Annotated in this window: 11 protein-coding genes; 5 read left to right on the top strand and 6 right to left on the bottom strand. The window is 45.1% G+C overall.

Annotated elements, in window-relative coordinates; genetic code table 11:
- The 3 genes from AAC033_RS03240 to AAC033_RS03230 all read right to left on the bottom strand — a co-directional run bounded on the left by AAC033_RS03240 (window position 1) and on the right by AAC033_RS03230 (window position 3,643).
- Window positions 1–1,092 carry an efflux RND transporter periplasmic adaptor subunit gene (locus tag AAC033_RS03240; RefSeq protein ID WP_339735334.1) on the bottom strand — a complete coding sequence of 364 codons (1,092 nt, stop codon included), beginning with the start codon at window positions 1,090–1,092 and terminating at the stop codon, window positions 1–3.
- A 14-nt stretch (window positions 1,093–1,106) separates the two neighbouring features.
- A complete protein-coding gene (locus AAC033_RS03235) occupies window positions 1,107–2,438 on the bottom strand; it encodes a TolC family protein (protein WP_339735332.1) in 1,332 nt (443 codons plus the stop codon).
- Window positions 2,439–2,695: 257 nt separating this feature from the next.
- Complete coding sequence (locus tag AAC033_RS03230) at window positions 2,696–3,643, bottom strand: tRNA-dihydrouridine synthase family protein (protein WP_339735330.1); 948 nt, start codon at window positions 3,641–3,643, stop codon at window positions 2,696–2,698.
- Between the two features lie 97 nt (window positions 3,644–3,740).
- Here AAC033_RS03230 and AAC033_RS03225 point away from each other — a divergent pair, with 97 nt between their 5' ends.
- From AAC033_RS03225 to AAC033_RS03215, 3 genes are all read left to right on the top strand, one after another.
- Window positions 3,741–4,724 carry a DUF4271 domain-containing protein gene (locus AAC033_RS03225; protein WP_339735328.1) on the top strand — a complete coding sequence of 328 codons (984 nt, stop codon included), beginning with the start codon at window positions 3,741–3,743 and terminating at the stop codon, window positions 4,722–4,724.
- 17 nt (window positions 4,725–4,741) lie between these two features.
- Window positions 4,742–5,491 (top strand): uroporphyrinogen-III synthase, encoded by a 750-nt coding sequence (locus tag AAC033_RS03220; protein ID WP_339735326.1) that lies wholly within the window; start codon window positions 4,742–4,744, stop codon window positions 5,489–5,491.
- A gap of 75 nt (window positions 5,492–5,566) precedes the next feature.
- Window positions 5,567–5,947 (top strand): ribonuclease P protein component, encoded by a 381-nt coding sequence (locus tag AAC033_RS03215; protein WP_339735324.1) that lies wholly within the window; start codon window positions 5,567–5,569, stop codon window positions 5,945–5,947.
- 52 nt (window positions 5,948–5,999) lie between these two features.
- Here the strand turns inward: AAC033_RS03215 and AAC033_RS03210 are convergent, their stop codons facing one another.
- The 3 genes from AAC033_RS03210 to AAC033_RS03200 form a co-directional block, all read right to left on the bottom strand.
- Entirely contained in the window at window positions 6,000–7,091 is a 1,092-nt protein-coding gene (locus AAC033_RS03210) for a chorismate mutase (protein ID WP_339735322.1), read from the bottom strand.
- Between the two features lies 1 nt (window position 7,092).
- The gene (locus AAC033_RS03205; protein ID WP_339735320.1) at window positions 7,093–7,986 is read right to left on the bottom strand and encodes a prephenate dehydrogenase; all 894 of its coding nucleotides are present in this window, start codon (window positions 7,984–7,986) and stop codon (window positions 7,093–7,095) included.
- Window positions 7,987–8,291: 305 nt separating this feature from the next.
- The gene (locus AAC033_RS03200) at window positions 8,292–10,766 is read right to left on the bottom strand and encodes a T9SS type A sorting domain-containing protein (RefSeq protein ID WP_339735318.1); all 2,475 of its coding nucleotides are present in this window, start codon (window positions 10,764–10,766) and stop codon (window positions 8,292–8,294) included.
- Between the two features lie 95 nt (window positions 10,767–10,861).
- Between AAC033_RS03200 and AAC033_RS03195 the strand changes: the two genes are divergently transcribed.
- Both AAC033_RS03195 and rnr read left to right on the top strand, forming a co-directional pair.
- Window positions 10,862–12,313 (top strand): glycoside hydrolase family 32 protein, encoded by a 1,452-nt coding sequence (locus AAC033_RS03195; protein WP_339735316.1) that lies wholly within the window; start codon window positions 10,862–10,864, stop codon window positions 12,311–12,313.
- 99 nt (window positions 12,314–12,412) lie between these two features.
- Complete coding sequence (gene rnr, locus AAC033_RS03190; RefSeq protein WP_339735314.1) at window positions 12,413–14,566, top strand: ribonuclease R; 2,154 nt, start codon at window positions 12,413–12,415, stop codon at window positions 14,564–14,566.
- Window positions 14,567–14,627 lie beyond the last annotated feature (61 nt).

Raw genomic sequence — 14,627 nt, 5'->3', positions numbered from 1 at the left:
TTATTTGTTTACCACTAAAGTGCCATCAAACAATTTTCCGTTTGAAGATTGAATATACGTTTCGCCATCGGCGAGACCGGAAATAATTTCGATCGAATCGCCAACTGTTTCCCCGGTCTTTACCCAGCGAAGCAATGCTTGTCCGCTTTGTCCAAGAGCATACAAACCCACCAGCTGTCCTTTGGCGATCAAGGCTGTTTTCGGAACCAAAATGAGCGGGCGTGTGCCTTTCTCATAAAATACGGTCGCGTACATGCCGCTGTACAAATTAGCTGTTTGATCAGTCGTCTTGTCAATGATCACCTTCGCCTCGAACTGGTTTCCGGTGTTGGCCGACGATGGGTTAATTTCAGCAATCACACCATCCATTTGCAAGTCGCCCAGCGCACTGAATTGCACCTTGACCGGATCGTTGAGTTGCAAGCGGGCAATATCGGCTTCCGGAATGCGGGCGATAACTTTCCACTGCGAAGGGCTTTCGATGCTTAGCAAGGGCATGCCCGGATTGGCCATGTCGCCTTCCTGCACATATTTCCCTGTAATAACACCACTGTAGGGTGCGTGAATGGAGGCATAACGAAGCGACTCCGCCACTTCCTTCTCCATTTGACTGACTGCCTCCAGACGGGCCTTCGTCATTTGGTAATGCGCCCGGATGTCATCCATTTCTTTATCCGAGGCACTGTTGGCGGCGTGTAATGCTTCGAATCGTTTCAAATCTTTTTCAGCACTTTCAAAAGCCGTCGTCGCTTCCACTTTGTTGGCTTCAACCTGTGCCTTTTTAGCCAAAATATCCTGGTTGCGGATTTCAAGCAACAAATCTCCCCGATTCACTTTTTGCCCGGGTTTCACGTAGATTCGGTTCACTTGTCCCATCATACGGGTGCTCAAATTGGCTATTCTTTCAGCTTCCAGTTTGCCTGAGAAGCTGTGAACAGCGGGGTAGTTTTTTAACTCGGCCACGGCAAGCTGAGCCGGAACTTTTGCTTCAGAAACCGCTTCTTTCTGGTCCTTATTACCGCAAGCGGAAATTAAAATTCCCAGTGCAAGGGCTACTAACAACGGCGCTTTTTTCATTTTATTTGTTTTCATTCTGGTCATGGCTTTTATTCGTTCATATCTTTTTCCAGCAGTAATTCCATTTCGAAAACTGCTTGTTTATACTTGTAAATTGATTGGATGTACTCCAGGTTTTTCTTCGATGCCAGTGCTTCGGCCATCAACAGGTCTGTTGTTTTCTCCAACCCTTGCTCAAAGCGGTTGGTCCGAATTCGCAACGACTCTTCGGCCTGTTCTTTGGCCAGCTTGCCCGACTGAATTTGCTGAAAGCTTAATTCCAGCTTTCGCTTGGCATTGTTGAGCTGCATTTGGCTCTGAGACAGATAGTCCTGATACTGGTATTCGGCTTCTTCGAGCTGGGCACCGGCCTGCTGAATACTTCCCATATTTTTGTATCCACTGAACAAATCCCAGGTGAGGCTGGCACCAACCAGGTAGTTGCTGGCCGACATGCCCAGAATCTCCCGGTCGTTCCATTCGTAAGCTCCAAAAGCATTCAGTCGGGGAATAAATTTCATTTTCTCGGAATGAAGCATATGCTCTCCGGCTGCTATTTGTTTTTGCATGGCTTTGAGGTCAGAGCGTTGTTCCAGCTCCGCTGAGCCAACATTCCAGGTAAACAAGCTAGGATCGCGAGTCATCGAATCGGTAAGCAGAATATTAGTCCCCAGATCGATGCCAAGCAAGTGAGCCAGGTATTCGGTCGCCGATTGTTTCTGGTTTTCGGCCTCCTTCAGCTGATCGCGGCGCTCTTCAAAACGAACCGAGGCTTCCAGCACATCCGCGTGTTTTACGAATCCTTGTGCTTCATTGTCCTTGGTTAGTTTCAACGCCTCTCCGGCGACTTCAACCGATTGTTGTATGACTTTAACTGCCGATTGAGCCAGTTCCACCTGAAAGTAAGCCCGCTTCACTTCGTAACGGACCTGTTGGTGCGCCCGGTCGCTTTGAAGTGCCATGGCTTCGTACTGGTTCCGGGCAGCTTTGCGGGCGTAAAGTCCATCGATATTCAGAATGGGCTGCTGCAATTCAATCTTTGTATTGTAATTCTCAATTGCATCCGGATCATTCAGCGTGGCCGGATTAAAATCAGCCTCGGTAACGGTTTCCTGTTTTAGTTTAAAGCCGAAAGTCGACAGCGGATCATTCGTTTTCACACCGGTGTGACTTACAGCCAAGCCAGGCAAAAACACGGAGTTAGTCATTCGGTAAGCTCCTTGCGCTGCTTTTTCGCGGGCTTCGGCGCTCCTGGCTGACAAGTTGTTATTTTTTGCCAGCTCCAGCGCTTCATCCAAACTAAGCGACTTTGTTTGCCCCGTGGTGATCAATGGCAACCCAAGGCTCAGAAATAAAACATAAAGGTGTAATCTTCGTTTCATACTTTTCAGTCTTTTTTTGTTTTCTGTAGGGGACAAAAATAATGGTTTATATATAAATATCTATACATTTAGATGTATAAATTATCAAAGCCCGCCAACACTTCGCTTCTACGACGGAAAGAAACTTAGAGTTTCCTTCAAAAAAAGACTCAAGCATCTTATTTTCAATAAGAAACGCAGAACAAAAATGGGAAGAAACAGCAAGAAGGGAAATGTTAACTAATTATTATCTCTCTCGCTTTGAAAAAGTGATTCAATCACAAATGTTGAAAAGCAGCCGGATAAATCTCAAGAAATTTGCCAAGTTTCGATGCCTTTTTGATAGGCTTGTACACTTTTAAGGCATTTGGAAAGCGATTGGCAAAATAGCTCCAAAATTGTTTCATCTTCATCAGCACCTGCCCTTCATCCCGAAATGCACTTCGGTAGGCATCCAAAATGATTTGATGAAACTCCCGCATCAAATCCAGCTCCACCTGTTCGTCAAAGATCTGACCTCTTAATCGGTGAATCAGCAAGGGATCACTCAATAAACCCCGACCAATCATCCACTCACTCTGCGTGGGGACCAGACTTCTGATTTCCTCCAAATCGCGGGCCGACTGAATGTCGCCGTTGTAAACCATTGATTTTCCTGTGGCAGAACAAAGTTGGCCAAACAACCGCCTGTTGGCTGATCCTTTATACAACTGCTTCGCGGTGCGCGGATGAAAGATCAGTTGTTCGAACGGATAATCTTGCAGTAATGGCAGTCTTTCCCAAATGGGTTCCTCGTCAATCAGCCCTGATCGAAACTTAACCGAAATCTGAAAATCAAACTCAGAAAACAAAACATCCAACACACTTTTCAGTTGCTCCGGATTTTCCAGCAAACCTGTTCCACGGCCGCGTTTAGTTGCCATTGGATAAGGGCAGCCCAGGTTCAGGTTGATGTTTGAATAGCCCATTCGCCTAACCTCTCCGGCAAGGTGTCTGAGCTCATCAGCATTGGAACACAAAACCTGCGGAACCACCGGCACGCCCGCGTTGTTTTCAGGCAGCAAATCACGAAGTTGACTATTCCTGATTTTTTGCCCGGGACCGATCGCGATGTACGGAATGTAAAACGCATCAATAATCCCAAAAAACTGATGATGACACCTTCGGTAAACAAAGTCGGTGAATCCCTGTAACGGAGCCAAATAAAATCGGTTGTCTGATAACATGGAATGGTTGATAACTATTTTTTGGAACAAAGGTAACAAGCCAGTATAATTAACCTTGGAAATCCTTATTTTTGTATGGAATTTACAAGAGATTGGCATGTTACAGCAAGCGACACGAAATGATACCCTTTTAAAACAGCTCAATCACATTGTTGAAACGGACTCGTCCGGTATCATCAACTTGTCGCCTGCACTGGTTCAAGCCCAATCTATCCGTCAGCTCGATAGCATCAGTCAGAATGACAGCACAACCGCCGTGAAACCAGCAGAACAAAAAGCACCCCGGGCGGCCACCCAAACTGCACGCGCAAGACCAGAGTCGATTACAATACTTGATTATATTAAGCCAATTGATGCTCGCAAAGTGGAATCATTCTGGGAGAGAGATTCCCAACCAGGAATAGGCTTACCCGAAAAGTCAATCTCCCGCGATAAACCCGACTGGTTCATTGGTATTTTCATTCTGGTTCTCATTTTGCTGGCTACGGTTCGCTTGTTCTTTAGTAAATACCTGAACCAGCTTTTTCATGCGATCGTGAACTACGCTACATCAAGTCGTCTGTTTCGCGATCGCTCGGTAAGCATTACCCACGCCTCCTTCCGGCTGGATTTGATTTTCTATTTTATCTTCAGCATATTCATCTTTCAGTTTTTTGCCGAATTTAGTGGTTCATTCCAAAAAGCCGATTTTTTGACCTATCTCATCATCTTGGGACTCGTGGTCAGCTACTACACTTTAAAACGATTGGCCTATTCGTTCTCGGGAATCGTCGCCGAAGCGACATCAGAAACAACTGAATTCCTGTATAATATGAATCTTCACAATCGGATTTTAGGATTATTTTTAATTCCGGTGACCTTAGTCATTGCATTTACAACATTGCAGAATCCACGGCTGGTCTTCTATACAGGGCTTTTAATTTGCGTGGCCTTCTATCTATTATTGTTAGTTCGAGGCGCAAAAATATTAATGACAAAACATTTTTCTATATTTTATTTGATTTTGTACCTTTGTACCCTTGAAATTTTACCGTTGATTTTTATCTACAATTTGGTATTGGTTAAAAACGGGATTAAATAATTTAAAAGTTTTACAACTTGAAAATCAAGAAAATATTAGTTTCGCAGCCAAAACCTGAATCTACAAAATCACCTTATTTTGACTTGGCTGAAAAGACGAACGTACAGGTCGATTTCAGGCCATTTATTCAGGTAGAAGGTGTTTCCGGGAAAGAATTCAGACAAACAAGAATTCAGATTCTTGATCATTCTGCTGTGATTTTTACGAGTCGCACCGCCATTGATCATTTTTTCAGGATTTGTCAGGAAACACGTGTTACCGTTCCCGACACGATGAAATACTTCTGCATTTCGGAAGCTACCGCTTACTACCTGCAAAAGTACATTGTCTACAGAAAGAGGAAAATCTTTTTTGGAGCTGGTCGTTTCGAAGACCTGATGGAAGTGATGAAAAAACAGAAAAGCGAAAAGTTTTTGGTTCCCTTATCACACATTCACAAACAAGAAATTCCTCAACTGCTTGATAAAGGAGGATTCAACTACACCAAAGCTATTCTTTACAAAACCATCAGCAGCGATTTGTCTGATTTAAAAGAAGTCAACTATGACATCCTGGTTTTCTTCAGTCCTTCGGGCATTAAGTCTCTGATTCAGAATTTTCCGGATTTTGAGCAGAACAGCACCAAAATTGCTTCTTTTGGACCAACCACAGCCAAAGCAGTTATTGATGCCGGACTTCGGCTGGATATTCAGGCACCAACGGCTCAGGCACCATCAATGACTATGGCCTTAGAGCAGTACATTAAGAACCACAACAAGTCGAGCTAAAAGATTATTTCAACTCATATTCGATTGAAAAGGGGAAGATTATTCCCCTTTTTTTATTGTATTTTCGCCATTATCATGCACACCTTCAAGCTTACCAAAAAAGAACGGCTCTGCAGCACCAAGCTGATCGAAAGATTATTCGAACAGGGCGCTTCATTCTACATCTTTCCATTGAAAGTTGTCTACCTGAAGACTTCGTTATTCAGCCCACATCCGGCCGAGGTAAGCTTTTCGGTTTCCAAACGAAATTTCAAGTTGGCCGTAACGCGCAATCTGCTAAAAAGACGCATGCGCGAGGCTTACCGACTGAGCAAACCGGCCTTCTACGATTCCATTCCCAAGGGGCAGCAAGTGGCAATCATGTTTATTTACACCTGCAAAGAAGTGAAAGATTACCAGTCGATTGAGAAAGGCATGCAAAAAGCTCTAAAAAAACTCGGGGAGCTATTGACCTAAAAAAGGGACTACCATCGGCATTCCCTTCTCAATTTGCAAAAATTATCTTCGCCTATTCTTCGTCCATAATTTCGGTCTGCATCCGGACCGAATCTTCGTGAATCAATTGAAACAAAATTTGCACAAAGGTCCTGTTCAGATTAAGCTTTTCGCCCACAGCGATGCGGTTATTCATCAATTCAGTCCACCGACTAATTTGTAAGGCAGTGACGTTATTTTCCTTTTTGTATCGTCCAATTTCACGGGCAATCTCCATACGGGACGAAAGTACTTCCATCAGTTCTGTATCCAACGCATCAATTCGATTGCGCAAAAGCTCCAATTGATTTTCAAACTGCTTATTTGTTGATGTGGCTTGACGGATAATCAATTTATCCAAAATCTTCGCCAGCTCAGCCGGTGTCACTTGCTGTTCTTTATCACTCAGGGCACAAGACGGATCGCGGTGCGATTCAATCATCAGCCCATCCATGCCCAAGTCGAAGGCTTTTTGCGACACTTCAAACAATAATTCTCGTTTGCCGGCAATGTGGCTCGGATCACAGATCACAGGCAGATTGGGCAACAAGCGCCGCAATTCAATAAATGTTTTCCAGTTGGGATAGTTCCGGTATTTCGAATCGCCAAAGGAAGTAAAACCACGATGAATTCCTACCAGGTTCTTAATGCCTGCCTGGTTCAATCGCTCCAGCGCTCCCATCCACAGCTGAACGTCGGGGTTAACCGGGTTTTTCACCATAATAACCGCATCGGTTCCTTTCACCACATCGGCTATTTCCTGCACCACAAACGGACTTGCCGTAGAGCGCGCACCAATCCAAAGCACATCCAGCCCGGCGTTCAGCGCTTCTTCGGTGTGTTGCGCATTGGCAACTTCAGTGCCCACCGGCAAGCCGGTTTCTTTTTTCACTTTCTGCAGCCATTTCAATCCAATCGACCCCACTCCTTCAAAACTTCCGGGTCGGGTCCGGGGTTTCCAAACGCCACCACGAAAAACAAAAACCCGCTTGTCTTTGGCCAATTGGTGAGCGGTATCCAATGTTTGTTCTTCAGACTCCAGGCTGCATGGACCCGAAATCAACAGCGGGTTATCCAGCTGTGGCAACCAATCTTTCATTGGTCTGATGTCTAATTCTATTCCCATCTTATTTTGTGTAAAATTTAACAATCTTCTCTTCGTTCTTTATGAGCGATGAATTTTCTCCACCAAGTATAGACCGAATATTATTCGCTTTGTTCATCAATTCATACATTCTTTTTTCGTCGCGCTGAATGCTGTCCTTAAAATCAATCAGGTGCTTGATGTAAACTTCCAGCGATTCCACCACGTAACTTTTGTTTTGCTGAAAAATCGGTCCCCACATCGAAGGCGCGCTTTTAGCCAACCGAACCGTCGACCGAAATCCACCACTGGCCAGGTCGAAAATAATGGACCGATCCTCCTTGTCTTGCACCGCGTTGGCCAAAGCATAGGCCGCGGCATGGGGCAAGTGCGAAATAAAAGCGGTGCTGTGGTCCTGCTCATCAGCCGACATGTAGGCAATGTCCATTCCCATGGATTGAAACATTTTCTCGATCAACGCCAAATGCTGAGGCCCGCTTTTCTCGTGATCGCAAATAATTGCGATCTTATTACTGAAAAGGCCTTCCAACGCAGCATCGGGCCCCGAATTCTCCGTTCCCGACATGGGGTGTGCGGGAACGTAATTTCTTCGCTTCGGATGATTTTCAACAACATCACAAAGTTCCTTTTTGGTGGAACCCATATCGGCAACTGTTGTGCGGTCCGACACCAAATCAAGCACCTGCGGCAAAAGCAATTTAATCTTATCTACCGGTATGGCAATAACCACCAAATCAGCTTTTCCTACCGCAGCTTCCAATGGTAAAACCTGATCGACCAATCCGATTTTTTTTGCTTTTTCACCATGAGTGCTGTTCGAATCCACTCCGATAATCGCGGTGGCAAAGCCGCTTTTCCGGAGGTCTTTGGCAATCGATCCTCCAATTAGACCCAATCCTATAACTGTTACATTCATCGTTTTTAAGTATAAAAAAAAGGTCCCGATTTTTCGGGACCTTTCATGTAATCTATTTCTTCAAATTTTAACAATACATTACTGCTCAATCCCGTTTTGTGAACCGAAATAATAATACCAGTAATAAAATGTATTGCTAAAAATAAGCTTCATTTTCTTCGAATTTGAAAGCAAAGATAGGTATTTCTTTTAAAATCAAAACCTAGCATCCTGAAATTATTAAAAAAAGGTCGGACAAACGACAAACAAAACAATGTTTATCAGTCAGTTGCATTGATTTATTCAGACTAATTTTATTAATGCACTTATTGTTTCACAAATTTATGCGTGATCAATTGTCCGTTTTCAAAACCAAAAGAAATTAAATACAAACCTGGCCTGAGCGATTCAACATCCAACGTGTGTCGCAGTTGATTTGATCCGGGAGTAATATCCTCCTTACTAAGTAACTGACCATGCCCATTATAAACAGATAAAATAAGCTGACCCACATTCGATTTGAAACTCCCTTGCACGAACAGCTGATCACGAACAGGATTCGGAAAAACAAGGATTTCGCCGGGCGAATATGCCACATCATCGAAAGCAGTTGGCGGATCCTGAATTCTCAGATCATCAATCGCCCAACCCCAGCCGTGAGCATAAGGATCAGAAAACAAGCGAAAGCGGATAAATATCGTGTCGCCTGCCTGAAAGTTTTCATTCGCAACCAAGCTCAATTCCCGATTGATGTAGTAACTTGCCCGGCCAACCTCAGTTGAATTATTTCCCTGAATACCCCGCTCGTAAACGGTTTTCCAACTTGTCTTGGCTCCGGAATCATAGCCATCTATCAAAGGCAACCAATCGGTTGTTCCGGTTTTCGAACCTTCAACGATAACGTAGTCCCAAAAATCATCATCGCCAAACTGGCTGCCAGGCTCTCCAGGCTCTACCAGCACCACTTCGCGAAACGACATCATCGCTCGGTCGTCAATAACGATAGGGTATTTTAACAGGGTGGCAAAATTATAGGTCACATCATCTTCATCGGGGCTGGGATACGGGTGTGGACTGTGCAAAGCCCCATTGCTGAATAAATCTTCTACACCGATGGAAAAATCGGCTAGAATAAAATCGCGGGTTTCCGAATTAAAATCATTGGTATAGGTTTTCACCGCTTCATACAAACCATCGATAGCAATGGTGTAATAACCATCGTCAGGCAAAATGGTTTGGTTGGCATTCGAAGAGCTGTCAACAGCAATGATCCTGTACCGAACTGAATCGCCATCCACCAAATCCTGCAGTTCCAAAATTGCCCGATAAACATCGCCTCCTTGATCTTCAAGGATCAACGCCAGTTCAGGTCCATCATTCAGAATGAATTCCATCCCAACTCCTAAAACACCAATATTGTCGGATGCTTCAACCACAATCTCTGCCGACAAATCGCTTTCGAGCATGCTTTTCACCGGCTGATGAGAAACTACCGGTGCAACGAGATCCGCTCCAATCTTGAACTCAAAATACTCGTCGGGAACTGCTCCAGGCAGGAAGAATGTCCGGTCGGTCACGTCAACCACGCGCAAATAATATTCATAAGTGCCTTCGGTCAGACCGTCCAGCTGAGCCACAAACAAGCCCTGGGTGGCCGAATAAACCAGCGGCAGGGTATCTGCATTCGCAAAACCATCATCGGAATAAATCAGCATAACCGAAGTGCTGTCAATTTCAGAATCTGTTTGTATTTCAGCTTCAATCACAATCGCCTCGGCAAGCTCTCTATCGCCAACCGGATCATGAAGAATGCTGGTGAACACCCAGCCCATATCGGCAAACATGGCCAGCGTCATCGGGCCGGGATCATGCACCGCTTCGGCCCGATCGAAGAAAGGCGTCATCAGGGAATTAGTATCGCCTACATCGTAAGTGGACTCGTGCAAGTGATAAATACTGGAGCCTTCGTCAAAAGTTGCAGGAGCATATAATCTTGGATAACCATCATTATTGCTGACGGACTTGGCCGACTCACTTCGAAAATACAAGTTGTTGGACCGGAACTGCTGGAGAAGTGAAGCTGATGGGTTTGAAAATATCGCCGTATCAACCAACTGTGATCCCGATCCTGTAATCACAAACTCGTCAAATATTCCCGGATACGGCAATATATCGCCATAGGTCCCCAGCCCATCCTGTTCATAAAAGAATCCTGTAAAGCCCAGGCCATGAGCTATCTCATGCAAAACAACCGAAACAAAATCGTATTTGCCAATGGGAGTGTTACCATCTACGCCGAAGTACCAATCTTCATTGTCGCTGTTAAACTGGGCGATCATGTCCGGATAGGAGGCATCTGTAATTTCTTCTCCCTGGAGCTTTTCAACCAACGCAACCGGATAGTAGCGGTCCTTCAAAGGCGCCGCCTCGAAATTCTCAAAAAAAGAAGTTGGTCCGCAACTTCCCAGAACACCTTCATCCAAACTAGTCCAACGGGCAGTCATGTAAATTGGAATAGGCGATGCAATCAGATGTTCCCAAATTTCTACAGCGTACTGAAATGCCGCTTGAGGTTCCTCTTCAAAACCAATATAAGAGACAACAATAGAGGACTTTTTTTGCTCCGTAGATTTCAGCCGCTTCAGGAATTCATCGGGAGCATCAATAAAACTTTCGTGGTTTTTATCTGATCCATAACAAATCGGCGCAGGAAACGTCACCCCCTCTTTCCGCCACCTCTGCTGTGAAAAAGCTGAAAAAGCCAGCACAGTGACCATCGCTGCCAGTAATATCCGCTTCATGATTTAATCTTCAATTTTCGAATTCAAAATTAACAGAAATCTTGTCTTATTTTTGTTAATTTGTACGTCTTGTTTATTGTCTTAACAAACCAAGCATGAAAAGTTCGCATAACCTTCTCATTTTATTTTGTTTATTCGTGTTAGTCAGTTCGGTAAACGCTCAAAAGCATTCGTATGATGAGTCTTACCGCCCGCAATTTCATTTTACTCCGGCCGAAAATTGGATGAATGATCCCAATGGGTTGATCTTTTTCGAGGGCGAATATCACCTGTTTTATCAGCATAATCCGTTTGACACTGAGTGGGGATTTATGCACTGGGGACATGCTGTCAGTACCGACCTGGTTCACTGGGAACATTTGCCAATCGCTATCTTCCCGGATAATGATTCAAAAGAAAAGGATTTTGCGACAGCCTACTCGGGTTCGGCCATCATCGATGAAAACAACTTGCTGAGGCTTCAGCAAGGAGATACCAAAACCATGCTGGTTTTTTACACCAGCAAGGACAATGGCCAGCGAATTGCCTACAGCACCGACAAAGGAAGAACCTGGACAAAATACGCCAATAACCCCGTCATTCCGTTTAATGAACAAGACGATGCACGTGATCCGAAAGCCTTTTGGCACCAGGAAAGCCAAAAATACGTTCTGGTATTGTGGCGAATGCCCGATGGTGAAAAAAGCAGACAAGGCTTCTCTTTTTATTCTTCTGAAAACTTAACCGACTGGAATTTTGAAAGTCACCTGGCTGGCTTCTACGAATGTCCCGACTTGGTCAAACTATCGGTAAACCGTCGATCGGACGATAGCCGCTGGGTTATTTTTGATGGAGACGGGTCGTATATCATCGGAGCCTTTGATGGCAAACAATTTACCCCGGAAACACCGAAAATGCAGGGTGACTTTGGCAAGAATTTCTATGCCACTCAAACCTTCAACAATATTCCGGGAGAAGACGGTCGGATTATTCAACTGGCTTGGATGCGTGGCGGCGAATACCCGGACATGCCGTTCAATGGACAAATGACCTTCCCAACAGAGCTTTCCCTGCAAACCTACCTCGAAGGCATCCGGCTGATCCGAACACCCGTCAAAGAAATTGAGCTGATCCACGAAAAAGGGCACAGCTGGGAAGATGAAAACCTGATTCCGGGATTGGATAAAAACCTGACCAAAAAAGTGAAAGGTGACTGCCTGCACATTAAAGGAACCTTTCATCTAAAAACGGTCAACAGCTTTGGCTTTGTGGTTCGAAACTCCAAAAAAGCCAGCGGAGTTGAAATCCGCTACGATGCCACCAAACAAGTTCTATCCTGCCTTGGTCAAGGTGTAGTACTCGCTCCTGAAGATGGAAAAGTTCAACTGGAAATCCTGCTTGACCGCACATCCATTGAAATTTTCGGCAATGGCGGCAAAGCCGTATTAAGCTCCTGTTTTACGGCTGAACCAGATGCCAAAGAACTTGTTCTATACAATACGGGCGGAGAACTTTGGGTTGAAAAACTGGACATCTACCCGATCAAAACAATGTACAGCAATGACTAATTACTGAAAAAATAAAAATGCGCTAAGGGGAATGCAAATTCATGCTTTCCCCTTTTTTATTCGTATTGAATCCGCTAACTTCAGGAAAAATTTAAAACAATGGCTAAGAATAAACACTGGAAGAAAAAATCGAAAAATCTTTCCAACTTCAATAAACCCCAACTCAAAAAAGCAATTCTGGACGTCTTTTACGGTGACCCGCAAAAAACCTACAATTACAAACAATTGGGCAACCTATTGGGCGTCAAAGATCCGGAAACCCGGAAACTCATCAATGTAGTGCTGGATGAGCTGGCCGAAAACGAAAACCTCGAACAGGTTCAACGTGGCAAGTTCAAGCTTAAATCGCGCGGAGGCGATGTTTGCGGACGTGTTGACATGCAGCCGCAAGGCTTTGCGTACGTCAATTCGGAAGAAGTTGATCAGCCGGTGCTGGTTTCGCAACGCAACCTGAACCACGCCATGGAAGGCGACAAAGTGCGGGTTTCGCTGTATGCCCGGCGTAAGAAGCACCAACTCGAAGGCGAAGTTACCGAAATCATAGAGCGGGCAAAATCGACCTTTGTGGGAACGGTTGAACGATCAAAAAACTTTGCCTTTTTAATCCCGGTTGGCAAAGTCGGCTTCGACCTGTTTATTCCTAATGAAAAGCTGAACGGCGCCAAAGACGGGCAAAAAGCCATTGGTAAAATTACCGAGTGGCCGCAAAAAGCCAAAAATCCGTTTGGCGAGATTATTGAAGTACTGGGCGACTCGGGCAAACACGAAACGGAGATGCATGCCATTCTCGCAGAATTTGACCTGCCCCTTCGTTTTCCAGAAAGCGTGCTGAAGACCGCAGAAAAAATTCCCCTGGAAATCTCAGAGGAAGAGATAAAAGATCGGCGCGACCTGCGTGATACTACAACTTTCACCATCGACCCGCACGATGCAAAGGATTTTGACGATGCCCTTTCGCTGCGCAAACTCGACAATGGCCTGTGGGAAGTTGGCATTCACATTGCCGATGTCAGCCACTACATCCGCCCCAACACCATTCTCGATGATGAAGCGTACTCGCGGGCCACTTCGGTTTACCTGGTCGACCGCGTGGTGCCGATGCTGCCCGAACACCTGTCAAACGGTGTTTGCTCACTCCGGCCCAATGAAGACAAACTTTGCTATTCGGCCATTTTCCACCTTGATGACAATGCCGACATCAGCAACCAGTGGTTTGGCCGTACCATCATCAACTCGAACCGGCGATTTACCTACGAAGAAGCCCAGGAAATTATTGAAACCGGTGAAGGCGACTTGAAAAATGAAGTATTGACTTTGCATCAACTGGCCCTTAAACTTCGAAGCCGGCGCTTCAAAGAAGGCTCGCTGGCGTTTGACCGGGTAGAAGTGAAGTTTGAAATTGAAGAGGAAACAGGCAAACCCTTGTCGGTATATTTTAAGGTAGCTAAGGAAAGTAACCAGTTGGTTGAAGAATTCATGCTGTTAGCCAACAAAAAAGTGGCTGAATTTATCGGAAAAACCAAAGGCAAGCGGCAAGCCAAAACCTTTGTGTACCGGATTCACGACAAACCAGACCCGGAAAAATTGGAGAATTTCAACCACTTCATCCAGAAGTTTGGCTATGGCATTCAAACCACCAGCGCCAGCGCCATCTCCAAATCGATGAATAAGCTGATGGACAACGTAAAAGGAAAAAATGAGCAAAACGTGATTGAAACCCTTGCGATTCGATCGATGGCCAAAGCAGTGTATTCCACCCGCAACATCGGCCACTACGGACTCGGCTTCCAGTTTTACTCGCACTTTACCTCCCCCATCCGCCGTTACCCCGACATCATGGTTCACCGCTTGCTCGATCGCTATCTCAACGAGGGACGATCGGCCAATGCACAAAAATACGAAGACATGTGCCACCATTCATCCGAAATGGAATCACGGGCATCCAGCGCCGAGCGATCGTCAATCAAATACAAGCAGGTGGAATTTATGAAAGACAAAATCGGCGAGATATTCCCTGGAGTCATCTCTGGAATCACCGATTGGGGAATTTATGTTGAGCTGGAGAACAAATGCGAAGGCATGGTCCCTATTCGCGAATTGGGTGATGATTTTTACATCTTCGACGAGAAGAACTACTGCCTGGTTGGAAAACACAGCAACAAAAAATATCAGCTTGGCGAAGATGTCAAAGTCGAAATTATGCGGGCCAACCTCGAACGAAAACAACTTGATTTTAAACTCGTTGAGGAATAGCTTTTTTTTCAGGCGAAAAATAGGCCCCAACTATTCGAAAAATTGAATATCTTTAGCCCTG

The sequence above is a fragment of the uncultured Sunxiuqinia sp. genome, from assembly GCF_963974515.1.
Taxonomy (GTDB): Bacteria; Bacteroidota; Bacteroidia; order Bacteroidales; family Prolixibacteraceae; genus Sunxiuqinia.
This window is presented reverse-complemented; position numbering and strand designations above follow the sequence as displayed.

Excerpts from the sequence above, each read along its gene's own strand:
- AAC033_RS03240 (WP_339735334.1), bottom strand. The coding sequence starts at position 1,092 with ATGAAAACAAATAAAATGAAAAAAGCGCCGTTGTTAGTAGCCCTTGCA.
- AAC033_RS03235 (WP_339735332.1), bottom strand. The coding sequence starts at position 2,438 with ATGAAACGAAGATTACACCTTTATGTTTTATTTCTGAGCCTTGGGTTG.
- AAC033_RS03230 (WP_339735330.1), bottom strand. The coding sequence starts at position 3,643 with ATGTTATCAGACAACCGATTTTATTTGGCTCCGTTACAGGGATTCACC.
- AAC033_RS03225 (WP_339735328.1), top strand. The coding sequence starts at position 3,741 with ATGTTACAGCAAGCGACACGAAATGATACCCTTTTAAAACAGCTCAAT.
- AAC033_RS03215 (WP_339735324.1), top strand. The coding sequence starts at position 5,567 with ATGCACACCTTCAAGCTTACCAAAAAAGAACGGCTCTGCAGCACCAAG.
- AAC033_RS03210 (WP_339735322.1), bottom strand. The coding sequence starts at position 7,091 with ATGGGAATAGAATTAGACATCAGACCAATGAAAGATTGGTTGCCACAG.
- AAC033_RS03205 (WP_339735320.1), bottom strand. The coding sequence starts at position 7,986 with ATGAATGTAACAGTTATAGGATTGGGTCTAATTGGAGGATCGATTGCC.
- AAC033_RS03200 (WP_339735318.1), bottom strand. The coding sequence starts at position 10,766 with ATGAAGCGGATATTACTGGCAGCGATGGTCACTGTGCTGGCTTTTTCA.
- AAC033_RS03195 (WP_339735316.1), top strand. The coding sequence starts at position 10,862 with ATGAAAAGTTCGCATAACCTTCTCATTTTATTTTGTTTATTCGTGTTA.
- rnr (WP_339735314.1), top strand. The coding sequence starts at position 12,413 with ATGGCTAAGAATAAACACTGGAAGAAAAAATCGAAAAATCTTTCCAAC.